Source organism: Anaerococcus kampingae, assembly GCF_046365475.1.
GTDB lineage: Bacteria > Bacillota > Clostridia > Tissierellales > Peptoniphilaceae > Anaerococcus > Anaerococcus kampingae.
The window spans coordinates 1-3,676 of the sequence record NZ_JBGMEF010000054.1 but is presented as its reverse complement, the minus strand read 5'-3'; the positions used below and the strand labels follow the sequence as shown (position 1 = coordinate 3,676).

General features: G+C 43.1%; 4 protein-coding genes. 1 reads left to right on the top strand and 3 read right to left on the bottom strand.

Going from position 1 to position 3,676, the window contains the following annotated elements; genetic code table 11:
* Window positions 1–535: 535 nt before the first annotated feature.
* From mnmM to ACCQ42_RS10115, 3 genes are read right to left on the bottom strand one after another with little or no spacing between them, the layout of a single operon-like run.
* A complete protein-coding gene (gene mnmM / locus ACCQ42_RS10125) occupies window positions 536–1,081 on the bottom strand; it encodes a tRNA 5-(aminomethyl)-2-thiouridylate-methyltransferase MnmM (RefSeq protein WP_265238740.1) in 546 nt (181 codons plus the stop codon).
* A complete protein-coding gene (locus ACCQ42_RS10120) occupies window positions 1,081–1,632 on the bottom strand; it encodes an ImmA/IrrE family metallo-endopeptidase (RefSeq protein WP_265238738.1) in 552 nt (183 codons plus the stop codon). The genes mnmM and ACCQ42_RS10120 overlap by 1 nt, the downstream gene beginning before the upstream one ends.
* The gene (locus tag ACCQ42_RS10115; RefSeq protein WP_410036064.1) at window positions 1,632–2,033 is read right to left on the bottom strand and encodes a helix-turn-helix domain-containing protein; all 402 of its coding nucleotides are present in this window, start codon (window positions 2,031–2,033) and stop codon (window positions 1,632–1,634) included. Before ACCQ42_RS10115 ends, ACCQ42_RS10120 begins: the two co-directional genes overlap by 1 nt.
* 141 nt (window positions 2,034–2,174) lie before the next feature.
* On the opposite strand from ACCQ42_RS10115, the gene ACCQ42_RS10110 reads away from it, so the two are divergent.
* Window positions 2,175–3,416 carry a DNA polymerase Y family protein gene (locus ACCQ42_RS10110; protein WP_410036063.1) on the top strand — a complete coding sequence of 414 codons (1,242 nt, stop codon included), beginning with the start codon at window positions 2,175–2,177 and terminating at the stop codon, window positions 3,414–3,416.
* Window positions 3,417–3,676: the final 260 nt, after the last annotated feature.

Here is a 3,676-nt window from a genome sequence, read left to right as displayed (position 1 = left end):
ATTGTACTATTTATTGTATCCATACCACTTCGTAATTTGGGACAAGCATAGACATGAGCCGCGGGGGATTTTCTTTCTCGCTTCGCTGCGAACCGCTTCGCGGGACTCCTCAGCTACGGCATCAAGCCTACCAACCATTTGCTTCACAAATGGGGTTAGGCATAGATATGCGCCGGAGGGGCGTGACCCTTGTCTCGAGCGAAGTCGAGAGACCTATTACGAAAACTAAAATCCTAGCACAAACTCTAGAACGAGATGTTATTATATCCGAAGGCTTGTGAAAATAAACCTGTGCTTCACCCATAGTAAAAAAGATCACCTAAGTGGTACTAATAGGCTTCTCCACGTTGGTCGAAGCAAGGGAAGTAGTGGGAAGCTTTTTTATAAAAAGCTTCCTTCAATCCTCGCTTGCTCGACTCTCTTTCTACTAACCATGCCTTCTAACTATTTGTTTCATAAATGGGGCGTAGTTTCCTGTATTTGTTTATTTTCCCACAAAAAAATAGCCAATAGTCAGTGTTTTTACTGCTTTTGGCTATTTTTCTTTTTCTATTACTAGGATGTAGGGTGGGTTGTTGGGTCTGTTGGTGTAGGTTATTTTTAGGATGGAGTAGGTCTTATTGTCTAGGCTTTCTAGGTAGCTTTCTAGGCTTTGGCTTTCTTTTCTTCCGGCTGGGTGGCCTGGGTAGATTGTTAGTATTATGCGGCCGTCTTTTTTTATAAGCTTTAGGGCCTTTTCTAGGCTTTTTAGGGTAGTTTCTGCCTTTGTTGTTATGTTTTTGTCTGCTCCTGGCAAATAGCCTAGGTTGTAGATTATAAGGTCTACAGGGTCTTTTATATATTTATCTATTTTCTCATGGCTTGCTAGAATGAAGGTGAATCTTTTATCTTCTCCTATTAGGGCCCTTGTTTCTTCTTCGGCTTGCTTTTGGATGTCAAAGGCTGTGAGGTTTTCTACTTGTGTGTTTTCTAGGATGAATTTGCTGTCTTTGCCTGTACCTGCTGTCATGTCGATGGCTTTTTTTATGTCTTTTTTATCTAGGATTAGGTCTTTGACTAGGTCGACTATTCTTTTGGCCATTAGCAGCACTCCATGTTTTTTAGGTCTTTGCCGTCTATATTTCTGAAAAAATCGGCACTGGTCGGGTTTTCTTTTCTGATGGGCATACCCATCCTGTGCATTTCGTTGAGTTTGAAGATCATGAGGTTGACGTTGACATCGTACATGCTTGCTAGCTCGTTGTAGGTGTAGCCTTCTTTGACATCTTCTAGGAGGTTTTTCTCATCTAGGAGGAGGTGGGCTGCGAAGATATTTGCTTCTAGTTCCATTTCGTTGTTTATGTCAAAGATTTGGTATTCTACCATGCCTTCTGCTGCGTAGGCCTGGTGGTAGATGTCATGGCCTAGCTCGTGGGCAAAGACCATGTTTAAAATCCTGTAGTCTACGTTTGGGTTGTAGAAGACGAAGCGGGAGTTTTTAATGATTTTGTACATGCCTAGAAGCTTAGTATCGCTTTTGAAGGCTATGAGGTGGACTCCACGCTCTTTTAGGATTTCTTTGGGATTTCTGCTGTCATGTTTTTTGATTAGGTCAAGGGTATCCTCATAGATTTGATCGTATGAGTAGGTCATTATTCATCCTTTAGTCTGCCGTGCTTTTTGTTTTCTTGTCTAGCTATATAGTAGGCTTCTGAGATGGCATCTAGGATGGCTTTTTTGTCTTCTTCTGGGATTTCTCCTCCTGCCATGAGTCCTATGACTCCGTCTACTAGATCGCTTGCTTCTTTGCCGGCTTTTGGACCGTAGTTTTCACGAGCTGTGAGGATGAAGTCTTCCTCATCTGTGACTAGGTAGTCGTGGCTGGTGTCTAGGGACTTGGCTAGTAGGTCGTAGGTCTTTCTATATCTAGGTTTGGATAGGCCTAGTTCGTATCTGGAGATGGTCTTTAGGGAGACATCTACCATGTCTGCTAGCTCTTGTTGGGTTAGTCTTTTTTCTTCTCTTAGCTTTTTTAATTTGGTGGCGAAACTCATTTTTTCTCTCCTTCTAGACTCTTAGAGTCTAATATTTTTATGTTGTGCTTGACAAAGGACTCTTATTGTCCTATAATTATCTTAAGTCATTTATTGTCTTAATTATACATTAATAGTCTATGAAATTCAAGAGGAGTTGTTATGAAAAGAATTATCCTACATTCAGATATGAACGCCTGCTATGCTTCTATAGAGGCTAAGCTTAACCCTGCCCTTAAGGGCAAGGCTATGGCTGTGGCTGGCAATCCTAAAAATAGAAATGGTATCATCCTTGCCAAAAGTCAGAAGGCTAAGGAGATGGGGGTTAAGACTGGCGAGCCTATTTGGCAGGCCCTTACCAAATGCAGGGACCTAATCCTGGTTCCTCCTCAATATGACCAGTATCTTAAGCACTCAAAGATGGCCAAGAAGATTTATTATGATTATACAAATCAGGTGGAGTCTTTTGGCCTTGATGAGTGTTTTATAGATGTATCTGGCTCTACCAAGCTTTTTGGGTCAGGTCTTGATATAGCTAGGGAGATTTCTAGGAGGATGAAGGAGGAAGTGGGTCTTACCGTAAGCATTGGCGTGTCTTTTTGCAAGATTTTTGCCAAGCTTGGATCAGATATGAAAAAGCCTGATGCCATCACTACTATTAGCGAGGATAATTGGAAGGACCTTGTGTGGCCACTAGCTGTCGAGGAGATGGTCGGCATAGGAAGGGCGACTAAGACTAAGCTTAATCGCATTGGAATTTACACATTAGGAGAGCTTGCCAATGCTCCTGTAAGCTTTTTAGAAAACTTGCTCGGGGTAAATGGGGTCTATCTTTGGACCTATGCCAATGGCAAGGATGCCCGTCCTGTAGTAGATATCAACCACAGGGATATAATTAAAACTATTGGCAATTCCTCTACCTGCAGGAGTGATCTAATAAATAATGGCGAGGTTAAAAATGTCCTCCAAGAGCTGAGCTTTTCGGTATCAAGAAGGCTAAGGCAAGCCGGTCTTGAGGCTGGTGGGGTGGAAGTCTTTGTCAGAAATAAGGACTTATTTTCCCAGACCTTCCAGAAAGAATTGCCCCTAAACACCCAATCTTCCATAATCCTTGCAAAAGAGGCCCACGAGCTTTTTATGGAAAAATACGACTGGGATACGCCAGTCAGGGCTGTGGGAATCAGGGCCATAAGGCTGATGAAAGAGGGATCTGGCAGCCAGCTTGATATGTTTTTAGACCATGAGAAGTATTTTAAAAACGAATCCTGCGACAAGGCCCTTTATGAAATTAGGAAAAAATATGGAAAAGACGCCATAAGCTTTGCAGCCCTCACAAGAGACATTAAGCTTCCAAAAGAGATAAATGAAATAATAACTTTGCCAGCTAGGCATTTTAATAGTTAGAAGCCCGCCTGCCCGGCGCACAGAGGGCCCTCCACGGAGTGGTTCGCAGCGAAGCGAGAAAGCCTGTCCGGCTCTAGGAGGACCCGTGCGCGAAGCCCTATCCCAATCCAATGTAATCGGATTGATGGAAGGTCTGGTGCAGAGGCAGAGCACTCGAGCGAAGCGAGACAAGCCCCCGCGGCTCATGTCTATGCTTGTCCCAAATTACGAAGTAATTTGATGGAAAGTTTGATGTGGATTGTCAACACCTATTTGTACAA